The sequence below is a fragment of the Mycobacterium appelbergii genome (assembly GCF_032883035.1).
Classification (GTDB): Bacteria; Actinomycetota; Actinomycetes; order Mycobacteriales; family Mycobacteriaceae; genus Mycobacterium; species Mycobacterium appelbergii.
Genome location: NZ_JAMQTH010000008.1, coordinates 259,869 through 273,336 on the forward strand (window position 1 = coordinate 259,869; position 13,468 = coordinate 273,336).

The 13,468-nt window shown below is 65.6% G+C and carries 10 protein-coding genes; 9 read left to right on the top strand and 1 reads right to left on the bottom strand.

The genetic code is table 11. From position 1 onward, the window contains the following. Positions 1–81 precede the first annotated feature (81 nt). Positions 82–1,002 carry a LysR substrate-binding domain-containing protein gene (locus M1247_RS20170; RefSeq protein ID WP_317158152.1) on the bottom strand — a complete coding sequence of 307 codons (921 nt, stop codon included), beginning with the start codon at positions 1,000–1,002 and terminating at the stop codon, positions 82–84. Positions 1,003–1,159: 157 nt separating this feature from the next. Between M1247_RS20170 and tcuA the strand changes: the two genes are divergently transcribed. Genes tcuA through M1247_RS20215 form a run of 9 tightly spaced genes read left to right on the top strand, consistent with a single transcriptional unit; the run spans position 1,160 to position 13,431 of the window. After that, entirely contained in the window at positions 1,160–2,701 is a 1,542-nt protein-coding gene (gene tcuA / locus M1247_RS20175; RefSeq protein ID WP_317158153.1) for an FAD-dependent tricarballylate dehydrogenase TcuA, read from the top strand. Further along, positions 2,698–4,110 (top strand): MmgE/PrpD family protein, encoded by a 1,413-nt coding sequence (locus M1247_RS20180; protein WP_317158154.1) that lies wholly within the window; start codon positions 2,698–2,700, stop codon positions 4,108–4,110. Before tcuA ends, M1247_RS20180 begins: the two co-directional genes overlap by 4 nt. Before the next feature lie 15 nt (positions 4,111–4,125). Next, complete coding sequence (locus M1247_RS20185; RefSeq protein ID WP_317158155.1) at positions 4,126–5,544, top strand: MmgE/PrpD family protein; 1,419 nt, start codon at positions 4,126–4,128, stop codon at positions 5,542–5,544. Next, complete coding sequence (locus tag M1247_RS20190; protein ID WP_317158156.1) at positions 5,541–7,055, top strand: aldehyde dehydrogenase family protein; 1,515 nt, start codon at positions 5,541–5,543, stop codon at positions 7,053–7,055. The genes M1247_RS20185 and M1247_RS20190 overlap by 4 nt, the downstream gene beginning before the upstream one ends. A 54-nt stretch (positions 7,056–7,109) precedes the next feature. Beyond that, entirely contained in the window at positions 7,110–8,474 is a 1,365-nt protein-coding gene (locus M1247_RS20195) for an MFS transporter (protein ID WP_317158157.1), read from the top strand. Beyond that, positions 8,458–9,144: a cyclase family protein gene (locus M1247_RS20200; protein ID WP_317158158.1), complete on the top strand. Its 687-nt coding sequence runs from the start codon at positions 8,458–8,460 to the stop codon at positions 9,142–9,144. The genes M1247_RS20195 and M1247_RS20200 overlap by 17 nt, the downstream gene beginning before the upstream one ends. 16 nt (positions 9,145–9,160) lie before the next feature. After that, positions 9,161–10,339, top strand: a complete 1,179-nt coding sequence (locus M1247_RS20205) for a mandelate racemase/muconate lactonizing enzyme family protein (protein ID WP_317158159.1) — start codon at positions 9,161–9,163, stop codon at positions 10,337–10,339. A gap of 21 nt (positions 10,340–10,360) precedes the next feature. Next, positions 10,361–11,944 carry a GMC family oxidoreductase gene (locus M1247_RS20210; RefSeq protein ID WP_317158160.1) on the top strand — a complete coding sequence of 528 codons (1,584 nt, stop codon included), beginning with the start codon at positions 10,361–10,363 and terminating at the stop codon, positions 11,942–11,944. A gap of 23 nt (positions 11,945–11,967) precedes the next feature. Then, positions 11,968–13,431: an aldehyde dehydrogenase gene (locus tag M1247_RS20215; RefSeq protein WP_317158161.1), complete on the top strand. Its 1,464-nt coding sequence runs from the start codon at positions 11,968–11,970 to the stop codon at positions 13,429–13,431. The last annotated feature ends 37 nt before the right edge of the window (positions 13,432–13,468 follow it).

The window sequence follows — 13,468 nt, forward strand, 5'->3', positions numbered from 1 at the left end:
GGTCGTTGATCTCGGCCAGGTGTTGATCCCGCAGGGCAGAGTCGGGCGCGCGTTATTGGCGGAAATCGGCGAATCTCCGGCTCAGGTGCGAAGGTGACTGCGGACTACGTCCGGAGTGAGCCGCGGAGCGATCCGCTCGATGAAGCTCAGGAGGTACCGTCGCGGATAGGCCGACGGACGCAATTTGACGTAGGTCGTGCTCGACTCGAACAGATGGCTGACCGGGATTGCCGTAAGGCCGACGTCGCGTTCGGGAACAACGGTGATCTCAGCAAGAATTGCTATGCCGAGACCCATTTCGACGTAGGTCTTGCATACGCCCGCGTCGATGGCGCTCAGGACGATGCGCGGAGTCAGGTTCACCGACTGGAATGCCTTCATCACCTTCCAGTAGCCGCTGAAGTGATGGTCGTACGTCAGGATGGGATAACGGGCGATGTCTTCGATTTGTAGCTGCTTGACCTTGGTCAAAGGGTGGTCATTCGGCGTGACGAGAACGCGTGGCAGCGCAAAGCACGGAAGCTTGACGAGATCAGGAAAGTCCTTCTGAGACTCGGAACTCACGGCAAGATCGGCCTCACCATCCTGGACCAGCTTGCTGACCTCGTCCGGATCGCCTTGCCGCATGATGACCTGCACGTCAGGGTAGGCGCGAATGAACGAGGCGATCACCTTCGGCAGCACATAGCTGGCATGCGTGTGCGTAGTGGCAATCGTGAGGGTGCCCTTGTCGGCCGCGAGTATGTGGTCCTCGAGGTTCTTGAGCGTCTCGAGGTCACCGGTGACCCGCCGCGCGATGTCCGCGACGATCTCGCCTGCCTCGGTCAGCCCGTCAATGTGATTGCGAGTGCGGGCGAAGACTGGGAAACCCAGCTCGGACTCGAGCATCTGGAGCTGACGGCTGACGCCGGGCTGTGAGGTGTGCAGTGCCCTGGCGGCCGCCGATATGTGGAAGCCGTTCTTGACGATCTCCAAGACAATCTCGAGTTGCTGAAGCTTCATCGGCCCCATCTCTCTTCCGTCGGGGCTATACAGGCCCAGTATGCCGGTATGACATATCAATCTGCTCAAGTATGCGTTATTGCCTTATCGTCGTGTGAGTTGCAACACGCGGAAAACGCCCGCACAACAGCCAATCGCACGAAAACGGAGACCCCACATGCCTCGACCGACAGTCGAGCCCACCTACGACGTGATCGTGGTCGGTGGCGGCAACGCCGCGCTCTGCGCCGCCCTCAGTGCCCGCCAGGCCGGAGCCCGCGTCCTGGTCCTCGAACGCGCGCCGAGTGAGGAACGCGGGGGCAACAGTGCCTTCACCGACGGACTGATGAGATTCGTTTACGACGGCGCCGGCGACATCCGTGCGCTCTGCCCGGATCTGACGGACCGGGACGTGAGCACCGCCGACTTCGGGTCGTACTCAGAGGCCGACTTTTACGACGACATGGGACGCATCACGCAGTACCGCACCGACCCTGAATTGTGTGAAATCCTGGTCACCCGCAGCCGCGAAACGCTCTTCTGGATGCGGGACCAGGGCATCCGCTTCATGCCTGACTTTGGCCGTCAGGCATACAACGTCGAGGGCAAGTTCAGTTTTTGGGGCGGTGCGACCGTCGCGGTGACTGCTGGTGGACCCGGCCTCGTCGAAAGTCTGTACAAGGCCGCAGCCAAGCGCGGCGTCGACGTCCTCTACAACGTCTGGGTCCGTGACCTCATCCGGGACGACGACGGCGTCCACGGGGTAGTGGCGACGATCGAAGGCGTCACGCGCGAGCTCCGCGCGGAATCGGTGGTTCTTGCCTGCGGCGGCTTCGAAGCGAACGCGGAGATGCGCAGCCGCTACCTCGGGCCGGGCTGGGACCTCGCAAAAGTCCGGGGTTCGCGGTACAACACCGGAGACGGACTGCGCATGGCCCTGGAGGTCGGCGCCCAACCGTGTGGGCACTGGTCGGGCTGCCACGCCGTCGCATGGGAACGCAATGCCAGTGATTTCGGCGACCTGGCCCTGACCCCGCAGTTCCAGCGCCACAACTACCCGTTCGCGGTGGTGGTCAACAGTGAGGGGCACCGATTCATCGACGAAGGCGCAGACTTCCGGAACTATACGTACGCGAAGTATGGGCGCGCAGTGCTCAATCAGCCCGGACAGGTCGCCTGGCAGCTCTTCGACAGCAAGACAGAGCACCTGCTGCGCGACGAGTACCGCACGAAGATGGTCACGAAGGTCAGGGCCAACACGCTCGAGGAGCTTGCCGCCAGGCTGGAAGAGGTCGACGGCCAGCAGATGCTGCGCACGGTGCGGGATTTCAACGATGCCGTCCGCGACGACCGGCCCTTCAACCCGAACGTCAAGGACGGTCGCAGCGCGGAAGGACTGCCGATTCCCCGTAGCAATTGGGCCGTCAAGCTCGACACTCCGCCCTATACCGCCTATGAGGTCACCTGCGGTATCACCTTCACCTACGGCGGCGTGCGGATCAACGGCCACGGTCAGGTCGTCGACGTCCGTGAGCAGTTGATCCCTGGTCTGTTCGCCGCGGGGGAAATGGTCGGCGGCATCTTCTATCACAACTATCCGGGGGCAACCGGTCTCACCAGCGGCGCTGTCTTCGGCCGACTCGCAGGCGAGAGCGCGGCCGGCCACGCGATTGCGGCCGGTTCCACGACTGAGCTGACCGAAGGGATCGCAACGGCATGACCACCAGTATCGACAATGGCATCAGTACCCGACCGGTGACGAGGATCCTCGCCGACTTCGTTGCGAATCTTCGCTATGAGGATCTGCCGGCAGAGGTCACACAGATGGCCAGGCAGTCCGTACTCGACAGCCTCGGTTGTGGCATCTACGGGTCGGGGACCCAATGGGTCGACGCCGTGGTGCGAACGGTCGCCCAGTTCAACGATGCCGACACTGCGTCGGTGTGGGGTCGGCCCATCAAGGCCGACGTCCTCGGGGCCGCGCTGATCAACGGCACCGCAGCCCAGGGCTACGAGCTCGACGACTGCCATGACCAGTCGATGTCCCACTACGGGGCCGGGGTGATACCGGCGGTTCTCGCAGTGGCCGAGGCGATGGGGCCGTTCGACGGGCGTCAAATCATCACTGCGGTGGTTGCGGGTTATGAAGTCGGTACCCGGGTCGGGAACACCGTGAGCCCCAGTGCCTTTCACCGCGGGTTTCACCCATGCGGTCTCACAAGCACCTTCGGAGCAGCGGCCGCGATCGCCAAACTTCTTGAGCTCGACGTCGATCGGTACGTCAACGCCCTTGGGCTCGCCGGCTCCCAGGCCGCGGGGCTGATGGCGGCACAGTTCGGCGCGATGGCCAAGCGCTTCCACTCCGGCAAGGCGGCGATGAATGGGATCATCGCCGCTCTGGCAGCCCGGGAAGGGTTGACCGGGGTGCGTAACGTCCTCGAGGCGCCGTACGGCGGATTCTGCTCGACCTACTCGGCAGAGTACGACTTGAGCTACGCCACCGACGGTCTCGGTGAGCACTGGGAGACGCTACGCAACGGCTTCAAGCAGTACTCGTCGTTGGCCAGTAGTCAGACGACAGTGGACGCACTGCGGGCGATAGTGGCACGCACCGGCCTCCGGCCCGAGGAGGTTGCCGACATCCGGGTGGAGACGACCGAGATGGTCTATGTCCACTGCGGCTGGCCGTACGAATACAACGGCGAGACCATAGCCGCGCAGATGAACCTTCCATTCACCGCGGCTGTCACCCTCATCGACGGAACCGCGTTCATCGACGGTTACACAGACGACCGTCTGAACGACCCGCAGATCCTCGCGCTCGCCGAGAAGGTCAACGTGGAAGTCGCCACGGATCTCGACGCGTCAGGGAAGCAGGAAATGCGCGCGGTCCGGGTCACCGTGACGACAACCTCGGGTGCGAAACACACCGAGAACGTCACCTACCGCAGTGGTCACTGGAAGGCACCCCTTTCTCAGGAGGACCTCACCGCGAAGTTCCACAATCTCGCTGAGCGGGTCATCACCGCCGAGGCCGCCCGCGAGATCGCGCGCATCGTGGCCGATCTGGATCAGCGCACCGACCCCGTCAAGGAACTTGCACGGCACCTGCAAGTGACCAAGTCCTGAAAGAGGGGAGTCACCATGAATTCGGGGCCCCAACCTTCTCTCGCGCGCACCTATGCACACTTCGTTTCACAGCTGCGCCACGACCAGATCCCGCAGAACGTTCGGCGGGTTGCCCAGTGGCACATCGCGGATTCGATCGGAGTCGCGATCGCCGCAGCCGATCCCGAGGAACCGACCGGGCAGGCGCTGCGGGCGGCCGCCGAGCGGTGGCCCGCGGACGGCGGATCCACGGTGTACGGTACCGGCCGGCGTCTGCGCCCAGACACCGCCGCACTGGTCAACGGAGCGTTCGGTCAGGCACTGGAGATGGACGACAAGCACGGGTCTTCGCTGGCCCGGCCGGGGTCTACGGTCATCCCTGCGGCCTTGGCTGCCGCCGAGGATGCCGGCTCCACGATCGCCGACCTGCTGACCTCGGTGGTCGCCGGTTATGAAGTGATGATCCGGCTCGGCTTCGTGGCCGGAAAGCGCTTCCTGCAGCGTGGCTATCACACCAGCTCACTGATCGGCGGCTTCGGATCGGTTGCGGCCATCGGCAACCTGCGTGGTCTGTCGGCCTCCCGAATCGTCGACGCGTTCGGAATCGCAGGCACGATGGCCTCGGGGATCCAGGAGGCCACCCGTACCGGATCTACCTCGAAGGTCCTGCACGGCGGTTGGGGCGCGCACTCGGGCATGCTCGCCTCAGACCTTGCCGAAGCCGGCATCACCGGACCGGAGAGCGTGTTCGAGGGGGAGTTCGGATTCTTCCTGACACACCTGGCGCCCATCGAGGGCGAACTCGATTGGGCCACTGCGTCTTCTGGGCTCGGTGACCGATGGCACACGCCCGACACCGCGATCAAACCCTACCCGTGCTGCCAGTTGCTGCACGCCTTCATCGTCGGTCTCGGCCAACTGCGGGCCGAGGTCGTGACAGCCGGATTGAATCCCACAGCGGCGGAGTCGATCACGTGCCGACTGGCCGAGCCGGGACTCACGCTGGTCACGCAGCCGGCCGATCGCAAGGTATGCCCGACCGCACCGCACGAGGCCCGGTTCAGCCTGCCCTACGTTGCGGCGCATGCCTTCCTGCGCGGCGACGTCGATCTCGAGACGTTCCGGGAGAAGGCGCTGGCCGACACCGAGGTGCTCGATCTCGCGTCGAAGGTCAAGACCGGCGTGGACCCGGACTCCGACTACCCGGCGCACTGCCCTGCAGACATCGAGGTGACAGTAGGCGGACGCGAATTCACACGCCGCGTGCCGTATCACCCGGGGTCTCCCGAGATGCCGATGACCGAGTCCGACACGTTGGACAAGTTCGCGCGGAATGCGGCGTGGCTGCTCGGTCGCGAGGCCCGTGCGATCGGTGAGCAGATCGCCACGATGCCGGAGAATGCACAGGCGACGGATATCGCGGCGGCCGTGGCCGCGGGCGGGGCGCGATCATGAGCACCGTGTCCCAGAGCCGTGGCGTCGGCACCGAAGAGGACGTGCAGGTGTTCGGTCGCCTCTTCATCGGTGGCGAGTGGACGCAGCCCCATTCGGGCCGATTGATCGAGAGTGTCGATCCGTCGACCGAGCAGGTATGGGCCAAGATCGCCGAGGCCGACGAGCAGGACGTCGATGCGGCGGTGGCCGCGGCACGCGATGCGCTGAGCGGCCCGTGGGGACGTATGAGCGGATCGCACCGCGGGGCTCTGCTGCTGAAGCTGGCCGAGCTGCTTCGGCGGGACGGCGACGCGCTGGCCGAGATCGAATCGCGCGACAACGGCAAGCCGGTACGCGACACCCGCGGAGAGATGCTGCGTTCCGCGGACTGGCTCACCTACTTTGCCGGAGCCGCGGACAAGATCCGTGGGGCCCAGATCCCGGTGAACCCGGACGCCCATGCCTATACGGTGCGCCAACCCGTGGGGGTCGTCGGTGCCATTCTGCCGTGGAACTCCCCGATATCGCTCGCGACGTGGAAGCTCGCGCCTGCCCTTGCGGCGGGGAACACTCTCGTGCTCAAGCCGGCCGAGCTGACATCGGCAAGTGCCCTGGTCTTGGCCCGCCTGATCGAAGAGGCGGGTTTTCCGTCCGGAGTGGTGAACGTGGTTCCCGGGTATGGGGCGATCGCGGGCGCACGCCTGGCCGAGCACCCCGACGTCGACAAGATCTCGTTCACCGGCGAGCACCGGACGGCACAGCAGATCATGCGCGCGGCCGCAGGCAACCTCAAACGCATCTCGTTCGAGTGCGGGGGCAAGTCCCCTTACATCGTCTTTGCCGATGCCGACGTGGACCGAGCATTGTCGGTGGCGGTGCACAGTGGCTTCCGTTCCACCGGGCAGTCCTGTTCCCTGGCGTCTCGGGTGTTCGTCGAACGGAGTGTGTACCAGGACTTCGCCCGGAAGTTGGCCGAGCGCGCGTCCCGGATCAGGGTGGGTACGCCGTTCGACCCGAAGACTCACATCGGGCCACACAGCTCGGCCGAGCAATTGGCGAAAACGAAGGACTTCATCGAGTTCGGTCGCGGTGCGGGTTTTCGGCTGCTCGCCGGCGGCGGCAGGCCCCCTGGCCTTGACCGCGGTTATTTCGTCGAGCCGACCGTGTTCGCCGACGTCGACCACACTTCGCGCCTTGCCCAGGAGGAGATCTTCGGGCCGGTGCTGTCGGTGCTGCCGTTCGACTCCGAGGAAGAGGTCGTTGCGATGGCCAACGGCACCCGGTACGGGCTAGTCGGGGGATTGTGGACTTCGGACGTGACCCGCGCCCACCGCATCGCCTCGCAGATCGAGACGGGGCTCGTCTCGGTGAACACGTTCCGCCCAATTCTGCCGATGTTGCCCTACGGCGGCTTCAAGTACAGCGGCATCGGACGCGAGAACGGCATGGAGGTCCTCGATGAGTACACGGAGACGAAGGCGGTCTACATCGACCTGTCGGTCGAGAGTCCGCACGACCCATTCGCAGACTGAACGGCGGGGCGAATGTCCCGCTGGCGGGGCAGAGAGGTGGCAATGTCTCAATCAGTGACCGACGACGTTGAGAAGAGGCCCTCGCCACGTCAGGTGGCGATCGTCAGTCTCGTTGGGACGACCATCGAGTGGTACGACTTTCAAATCTATGGCCTGGCTTCCGCGCTCGTCCTCGGCAAGTTGTTCTTTCCGTCGTTCAGCCCGGTCGCCGGGACGCTGCTTGCCTTGGCGACGTTCGGGGTCGGGTTCCTCGCGCGACCTGTCGGAAGCGTCGTCTTCGGGCACCTGGGTGACAGGCTCGGCCGGCGCAAAGTCCTGCTGGTGGCCCTTGTCATGATGGGATCGGCGACGTTCCTGATCGGGTGCCTGCCGACATACCAGCAGCTCGGCGTGTGGGCGCCCATCGCCCTGGTGTCGTTGCGTCTCGTACAGGGTCTGGGCCTCGGTGGTGAATGGGGCGGTGCCACCGTTTACGCCATCGAGTCAGCCCCGGCCGGTCAGCGCGGCCGTTACGGTGGCTGGCCACAGATGGGCTCGCCGCTGGGCCTGCTCGCGGCGATCGCGGTGTTCACCGCGATCGGCTTCCTCCCCGACGACCAGCTGCACAGTTGGGGGTGGCGGATTCCGTTCCTGGCCAGCGCTCTGCTCATTGTGATCGGCGCGTACATGCGGCGCCGACTCGAGGACACCCCGTCTTTCAAGCGGGCCCAGGCGAAGCAGCAGCTGGTCCGGTTCCCATTGGGCACGCTGCTGCGGGACTACCGCAAGGAGCTGTTCCTGACATTCGGGATGTTCTCGGCGACAGCAGGCGGCTTCTACATGTTCGTCACGTTCATTCCGGCGTACGTCAACAACAACCTCGATATCGGGAAGGCGACGCTCGACATCGGTCTGTTCGGCTTCGGACTGGTCGAGCTGGCAGCCGTGTGGTTCGCGACGACACTTACCGACCGCATCGGCAGGCGCCCTCCGTTCATTGCCTGTGGGATCGTGGCGATCGTCCTGGCGTTCCCGCTATACCGCCTCGTCGAGGATGGTTCGCGCGCTGGGGTCATCGGCGCGCTGCTTGTCGGCGGCGTGCTCATCGGTGTTTTGTTCGGCATTCCGGGATCCCTTGCACCGGAGCAGTTCCCCGCCGAAGTGCGCTACAGCGGCGCCGGGTTGGGGTACCAGGCGTCGGCGGCGGTGGTGGGCGGTTTGACCCCCGTCGTGACGACGGCGGCGGCCGATGCGGCGAACTCGACGTGGCCGGTCGCGGCGCTGCTGGCCTTCTTCATCGGTGTCGGCGTCGTCGCTGTGCTGTGCTGCCGTGAGACCGGTCATTCGCAACTTCGGGAGAGTCGGACCGACGAATGTACCGGTGTCACAAGCGATGATCAGGTCCTGGCGCGAGGAGGTATCGATGTCCGACGTGATTGACCTGTCGCATCCACTGCACAACGGGATGCCGCATGCCCGCACCATCCCCGCCCCGCGGTTCGAATCCTCGCGCACCTGGGACGAGCACCACATGCGCGCCATGCGGCTGGACCTGCCGACGCACGTCGGGACCCACCTTGATGCACCCTCTCATTTCGTCGAGGACGGGACGACAATCGATCAGCTGGACCTCTCGGTGCTCGTCGGCCCCGCGTACTGTCTCGAGCTGCTGCGCCCGGGCGCCGAGCCGGTCACGGCCGACGACCTGACCGAGTCGCTCCACAGTGCCGGCGTCGAGCTGCGTCCGCGCGACGCACTACTGATACGCACCGGCTGGGACGAACGGTACGGCAGTGACGACTACATCGACCGGCACGCGTATCTGACTCCCGACGCGGCTCGCTGGTGCGCCGAGCAGAAGCTGCGGCTCGTGGGGTTCGACACCATCACACCGGAGTATCCGATGGGGCTGCGGTCCGCCGACTATCGGCACGACGTCCACCACGCGCTGCTCGGGTCAGGGACCTTGATCGTGGAAAACCTTGTCCTGCACGGGGTTGCCGGTCAGTGGATGACCCTTTTCGTGGGAGCGCTTCTTGTGGCGGGTGGTGACGGCGCGCCGGCACGTGTACTCGCAGTCCCGCTCCGGGACACGGAACCATCAATTTGAGGAGACCCGAATCATCGTGAAGATCGAACGCGTCGACATTGTTGTGACCGAGCTGGCGGGACGGCTGCAGCGCACCATGTCCAGCGGTTCCTATGACACCGGGCCCGCCGGGTCTCCGCTCGGAAAGCCGGTACTGGTACGCATTCACGCCGAGGGCGTCGTGGGCTACGGTCAGGTTCGCCCGACCGCACCGGGACATTTCGTACCGGACACCGTGCACAGTGTGGTCAGTGCGATCCGGGACATCTACGCGCCCTACCTCATCGGTAAGCGCATCTTCGACCTGGACCAGATGTGGGCGGACTTCGACCTGCGCCTGCCCTTCAACTCCAATGCCCGGACCGCGATCGACTTCGCGTTGCACGATGCGATCGGCAAGGCGGTCGGCCTTCCGGCCTACAGCCTGATCGGCGGTCTCTGCCAACCCGAGATCCCGTTGGAATGGTCGATCAGCCTCGGCAAGACCGAACAGATGGTGGCCGACGCACAGCGCGCGGTGAACGAGTTCGGGATCGGTGTGCTGTGCCTGAAGGCCGGCGGCCGAGGTGGCTGGCGCCAAGACGTGCACAACTTCGAGGCTGTGCGCGCCGAGGTCGGCTCCGATGTCGTCGTCGGTGTCGACCCCAACACCGGTTGGCAGGTATCAGAGACTATTGCGGCCATGGGCGCGCTCGCGCAGTACGGGCTCGGATACATCGAGCAGCCGGTTGACCGTCGCGACCTCGCCGGCTTGCGACGGGTTCGCGATGCAGCCGATGGAGTGCCCGTGATGGCCGACGAGAGCCTGTTCACGCTGCACGACGCTTATCAGCTCGCGGTGGCCGAAGCGGTCGACGTGTTCTGTATCAAGCTCTACAAGACCGGGGGTATCAGAGCGGCGAAGCGCATCTCGGCGATCGCAGAGGCGGCGAACATCCGGATCAACATCGGCGGGCTCGCGGTCCAGTCCCGCCTCGAGGCGGCCGCAGGCGCCCATTTCTGCGCCAGCCTCCCGGAGCAGCGGGTCATGCCCGGCGCGGAGTTCATCTTCGGGCTGGGCGTCTCGGGCGAGGATCCGCTGACCGTCCAGGCCGATTTCACGATCCACGACGGCCACGTCACCGTCCCCGGCGGCCCCGGTCTGGGCGTCGAGGTCGACGAGGACGCCGTTGCTGCCCACACCATTTCGAGCGACTCGGTCACTGAACCGGCCTGAGTCCCAGATGAGGAGAACCCGGTGACAAAAGTGCGGCAGTGGGACTGCATCGTCGTTGGCGCAGGCTCCGCGGGCGCGGCGCTGGCCGGTAGGTTGAGCCAGGGCCTGTCTGTGCTCGTCCTGGACGCCGGTCCGGATTGGCGGTTCGAGGAATGCCCGCCCGAATTGCGCCGCCCCAACAACATGTACAAGTGGGACATCACGACGTTGTCGATGGTGCCGCCGCAGTTCATGTGGCAAGGACAGCTTGCGCGGCGGGTCGCCGGCCGCGATCCGGCACCGTATATGCGGGGGCGTGGGCTCGGCGGGTCATCTTCGGTCAACGGGTGTTATGCGATCCGACCCCCGATGGAGGAGTTCGATGACTGGGCTGCCGCGGGATGCGACGGATGGTCTTCTGCCGACGTACTGCCCTATTTCATCCGACTGGAGCGCGACGCCGATTTCGGCGACCAGCCTTACCACGGGTCCGACGGCCCGACCCCGATCACCAGGGTTGCCCAGGAGGATTGGGGCACGATCGACGAGGGGCTGCGTGACTCCGCGTTCATCCTCGGGCATGGCTGGGCGCCCGACCACAACGCACCGAACACCCTGGGCGCCTCGCCGACCGCCTCCAATATCGAGGACCTGCAACGGATCACGACCAACGACTCCTACCTGCAGCCGGCCCGGTCTCGGTCGAACCTGACGATCATCGGTGACGCCCGGGTCGACCGGGTGTTGTTCTCACAAGACCGGGCAGTCGGGGTCGCGGTGACGATCGCCGGTGAGTCGCGATCGTTTTACGCCGACGAAGTGATCCTCTCGGCGGGGGCGATCATGACGCCGGCCATCCTGCAACGGTCGGGTGTCGGCCCCGCCGGCCTACTGCGCGCACTCGACATCGACGTGCGGGCCGAGCTGCCGGTGGGCATCGGCCTGCAGGACCACGCCGGTTTTGAGCTGCTGCTGCGCGTGCCCAACGGTCGTCCCGCCCGGACCGAACGTCGCCGGGGCAACTGCACCATCCGGTTCAGCTCGCAGCTTCGCGAGAGCCGGTTCGGAGATCTGCTGATCACCGACGTGAACGTGATCCCCGGCAGCGACACGGGGGCGTTGCTGTGCAAGCTGGCGCTGAATCAGTCGCGGGGTCGGGTACAGATTGCCTCCGCCGATCCGGGGGCGCTCCCCGACGTCGACTTCAACCTGTTGAGTGACGGGCGCGATGTCGACCTCGCGCAGTACCTCATCCGCCATGCCGTCGATCTGGTCCGGGCGGGTGGCTTCCCGGACGGAACCGCGATCGTGGACGTCAACGGAAATGAGGTCGACCTGAACATGGCAGGCGAAGAGCTGCGGGCATGGGCGCGGTCCGTCGTGCGGGACACTGCGCACGCTGCCAGCGGCTGTGCGATCGGCAGGACCGACGATCCGGCGGCGGTCCTCGATACCGAGTGCCGGGTGCGCGGGTTCCAGGGATTGCGCGTCGCCGACACCTCTGTGATGCCCGCGGTCACGCGCGCCAACACCCACCTACCTGCCGTCATGATCGGCGAGCGGGTGGCCGACTGGGTGCTGCGCGACCACCAGCACACGGTGACCACGATGAGCGCCTCGGCATGATCGTGAACGTGAGGAGCCATGTGATGCAGGACTACACCCGGCACTACGTCGGCGGCCGGTGGGCCGCCGGCTCGGGACGCGGGTTCACATCGATCGATCCCTATACCGGCGAGCCGTGGGCGCAGCACACCGAGGCTTCGTCCGCTGATGTCGACACCGCGGTCGCGGCCGCGGCTGCAGCGGCGGACGAGTGGGGGCGCACCCCTGGCGTCGAGCGGGGCCGGTTGCTCGATGCGCTCGCGATCGCCGTGCAGGACAACGTCGAACAGCTGGCGAAGATCGAGACTCGGGACAGCGGCAAGGTTTTCCGCGAGAACCGTGCGCAGATCGCGTTCGCGGCCCGCAACTACCGGTTCCACGCGGGCAGTGCCGACAAGCTGACGGGCGAGTACAAACCGCTCGACACCGAGGACATGGTCGACTTCACGAGCCGGGAGCCGGTCGGGGTGACGGCCCTGATCACGGCGTGCAATTCGCCGCTCAGCCAACTCGCGAACAAGCTCGCTCCCGCCTTGGCGGCCGGTAACGTCGCGGTGGTCAAACCGTCGGAGCATGCGAGTGCGAGCACGTTGGAGTTCGCCCGCCTCGTCGAGGAGATCGGGTTCCCGCCGGGCGTTTTCAACGTCGTCGTGGGCGCAGGCGAGACGGGGACGGCGCTCACGAGCGATCCGCGGATCGGTCTCATCAGTTTCACCGGTGGCGTGGGCACGGCGAAGCGTGTTGCTGCCAACGCAGCCGCGAATCTGGTGCCGTGCGTATTCGAGCTCGGCGGGAAGTCGGCCAACATCATCTTCGAGGACGCGGACGTCGACCGCGCCCTTGTCGGTGCCGTTGCCGGGATCTTCGCGGCCGGAGGGCAGACCTGTATCGCAGGTTCGCGTCTGTTGGTGCAGCGCTCGATCTACCGCGATGTGGTGGATAGGTTGGCCGAGCGAGCCGGGCAGATCCGTCTGGGCGACCCGAACGACCCCGACACCGACATGGGGCCCATCACTCACCGCGGCCAGTACGACTCGGTGCTGCGACGGATCGACGAGGCGGTGCAGGACGGGGCGCGGCTCGTGACTGGGGGACGTCAGGCTGACTCCGGGCCTGCACTCTTCGTGCCGCCCACAGTATTCGCCGACGTCACTGCGCAGATGCGGCTGGCTCAGAGTGAAGTCTTCGGCCCGGTTCTGGCAATCATGCCGTTCGAGGACGAGGTGGAGGCGATCCAGATCGCGAACGGCACGAATTTCGGTCTCGCCTCCGGTATTTGGACCCGCGATATCACCCGTGCGCACCGCGTCGCGAAGAGGTTGCAGGCGGGCACGGTGTGGATCAACACGTACCGGGCGAGCGCAGCGCAAGCGCCGTTCGGTGGCGTCAAACAGAGCGGATACGGCCGTGAACGCGGCACCGATGCGTTGTTGGAGTACACCCGCACAAAGAACACGATGATCGACCTGTCGGACTCGACGCGCGATCCGTTTCGCTTGGCTACGTGAGCTGTGACGCGACAGCTCACGCATACCGGTATCAAAT

Bases quoted from the DNA above. Each gene is read 5' to 3' on its own strand.
- M1247_RS20170 (WP_317158152.1), bottom strand. From the start codon at position 1,002: ATGAAGCTTCAGCAACTCGAGATTGTCTTGGAGATCGTCAAGAACGGC.
- tcuA (WP_317158153.1), top strand. From the start codon at position 1,160: ATGCCTCGACCGACAGTCGAGCCCACCTACGACGTGATCGTGGTCGGT.
- M1247_RS20180 (WP_317158154.1), top strand. From the start codon at position 2,698: ATGACCACCAGTATCGACAATGGCATCAGTACCCGACCGGTGACGAGG.
- M1247_RS20185 (WP_317158155.1), top strand. From the start codon at position 4,126: ATGAATTCGGGGCCCCAACCTTCTCTCGCGCGCACCTATGCACACTTC.
- M1247_RS20190 (WP_317158156.1), top strand. From the start codon at position 5,541: ATGAGCACCGTGTCCCAGAGCCGTGGCGTCGGCACCGAAGAGGACGTG.
- M1247_RS20200 (WP_317158158.1), top strand. From the start codon at position 8,458: ATGTCCGACGTGATTGACCTGTCGCATCCACTGCACAACGGGATGCCG.
- M1247_RS20215 (WP_317158161.1), top strand. From the start codon at position 11,968: ATGCAGGACTACACCCGGCACTACGTCGGCGGCCGGTGGGCCGCCGGC.